Below are 2,155 nucleotides of genomic sequence, written 5' to 3'. Positions count from 1 at the left end.
CGCGGACGGGGTCCGCAGGCCGCGCCGACCGGTTCCCGCAGGTCGACGGCGGCGCGGCTGTCCGGAGAGCGGACGGTCTTTGGGACCGGGGCCGCCGCCTGACTAACCTGCGAGGCATGGCCCTAGGAACCGCATCCACCCGGACGGACCGCGCGCGTACCGTGCGTGACATGCTCGCCTCCGGGCGGCAGACCGTCTCGTTCGAGTTCTCCGCGCCCAAGACGGAGAAGGGCGAGCGGAACCTGTGGAACGCGCTCCGCCGCGTCGAGGCCGTCACCCCCGACTTCGTCTCGGTGACCTACGGCGCGGGCGGGTCGACCCGCGCGGGCACGGTCAAGGAGACCGAACAGATCGTCTCCGACACCACGCTCACCCCGGTCGCTCACCTGACCGCCGTGGACCACTCGGTCTCCGAACTGCGGAACATCATCGGCCAGTACGCCGACGCGGGCATCCGCAACATGCTGGCCCTGCGCGGCGATCCGCCCGGCGACCCGATGGGCGAGTGGATCGCGCACCCCAAGGGCCTGCACTACGCCGCCGAACTCGTCGAACTCATCAAGGAGTCGGGCGATTTCTGTGTAGGTGTGGCGGCCTTCCCCGAGCTGCACCCGCGCTCCCCGGACTGGGAGACGGAGATCCGGCACTTCACGGACAAGTGCCGTGCCGGGGCCGATTACGCGATCACCCAGATGTTCTTCCAGCCGGAGTCCTACCTGCGGTTCCGCGACAAGGCGGCGGCGGCCGGCTGCGAGACGCCGATCATCCCCGAGGTGCTGCCCGTCACCAGTGTCCGTATGCTGGAGAGGCTGCCGACTCTCAGCAACGCCGTGATTCCCGCCCGGTTGAAAGAGCGGATCCTCACAGCCAAAGACGATCCGGCCACTGTACGCTCCCTGGGAATCGACTTCGCCACGGAGTTCTGTGCGCGGCTGCTGTCCGAGGGTGTGCCCGGGCTGCACTTCATCACGCTCAACAACTCCACGGCCACACTTGAGATCTACGAGAACCTGGGCCTGCACCACCCAGTGCAGGGCTGGACCGGGAGCGTCTGAGTCCGTCAGACTGCCCCGGTCTTACGGGAGAGGGGCGTTACATGGGCTGGACGGTCCTCTACATCGCGTTCGGCATCGTCGCACTGTGGCTGCTGGGCGAGGTGTTGCTGCAGTACAAGGCGAAACTGCGGTGGCGTGTCCTCGCGTTCGCCGGCTTCCTCGGCGTGGTGATCGGCGTGCTCCTCGCCTCGGTCGCCGTCATCGGCCTCGGCGCGCTGGCGTTCGCGGTGGGGCAGACCTTCGTCACCCTGTCGTTCCGCAGCGGCTTCTCGGGCGGCTGGGCGCTGCCCCAGGCCCGCCGCCGCGCAGGACGGGACGACGAGGAGTACGAGAAGTACGACGACGACCGCGCCGACGGCCGGGACGACCGCGGTGCCCGCCGCGAGGACGAGCCGGCCGCCCCCTCCCCGGAGGAGTACCAGGGCGCCGAGAACACCGCCGGATACCAGCCGCAGGCGGCGCAGGACGACACCAACTCCTACGGCGGTTACGACAACTCCGGCTACGACACCGGTGGTTACCCCACCGTCGTGCCGACCGGCGCGGACGGACAGCAGGGCTACGGCTCCTACGACACGTACGCCGGCACCGGCTACGACCAGCAGCAGTACCCGGGCTACGCCGACCCCTACGCGACGCAGGGCGGTCAGGGAGCCCAGGGCGATCAGGGCTACGGCTACGACGGTACGTACGGCGGCCAGCAGCAGGGCTACGGGCAGCAGGGCGGCTACGACACCTCCTCGTACGCCGGCTACGGCGACACCACGCCGCCCGGCGGGGTCTGGGTCCCGCAGCAGCGGGGGGCGGACGACCCGTACGGGGAGGAGCAGGTGCCGCAGCAGCCGCAGCAGCAGCCCTACCCGTACGGCTACGACGAGCAGTACCGGTACTGAACGAACGGCTGAGGGCCGGCCCCCCGCAGGGGGCCGGCCCTCAGCCGTTCCGCTCGCCCGGATCCTCCCGCACGGCTGCCCGCGGCTGCTGCTCGCAGGCGCCCGCCCCCGCGGGCGCTCACTGTGAGCCGCGGAAGTCCGGTCCCTCGACCACCAGGCCCGCCACCAGGGCGCCGGACATGCCGGCCTCGCGGTAGCGCCGGTGTC

General features: G+C 70.7%; 2 protein-coding genes. Both read left to right on the top strand.

Going from position 1 to position 2,155, the window contains the following annotated elements:
• Positions 1-116: 116 nt before the first annotated feature.
• Positions 117-1,055 (top strand): methylenetetrahydrofolate reductase [NAD(P)H], encoded by a 939-nt coding sequence (gene metF, locus HW445_RS28085; RefSeq protein WP_180223666.1) that lies wholly within the window; start codon positions 117-119, stop codon positions 1,053-1,055.
• A gap of 41 nt (positions 1,056-1,096) precedes the next feature.
• A complete protein-coding gene (locus tag HW445_RS28080) occupies positions 1,097-1,948 on the top strand; it encodes a magnesium transporter (protein ID WP_180223665.1) in 852 nt (283 codons plus the stop codon).
• Positions 1,949-2,155: the final 207 nt, after the last annotated feature.

The organism is Streptomyces sp. UH6 (assembly GCF_013421635.1).
Lineage (GTDB): Bacteria > Actinomycetota > Actinomycetes > Streptomycetales > Streptomycetaceae > Streptomyces > Streptomyces abyssomicinicus.
The sequence above is the reverse complement of the archived record's forward strand: the minus strand, read 5'-3'. Positions and strand labels throughout refer to the sequence as shown.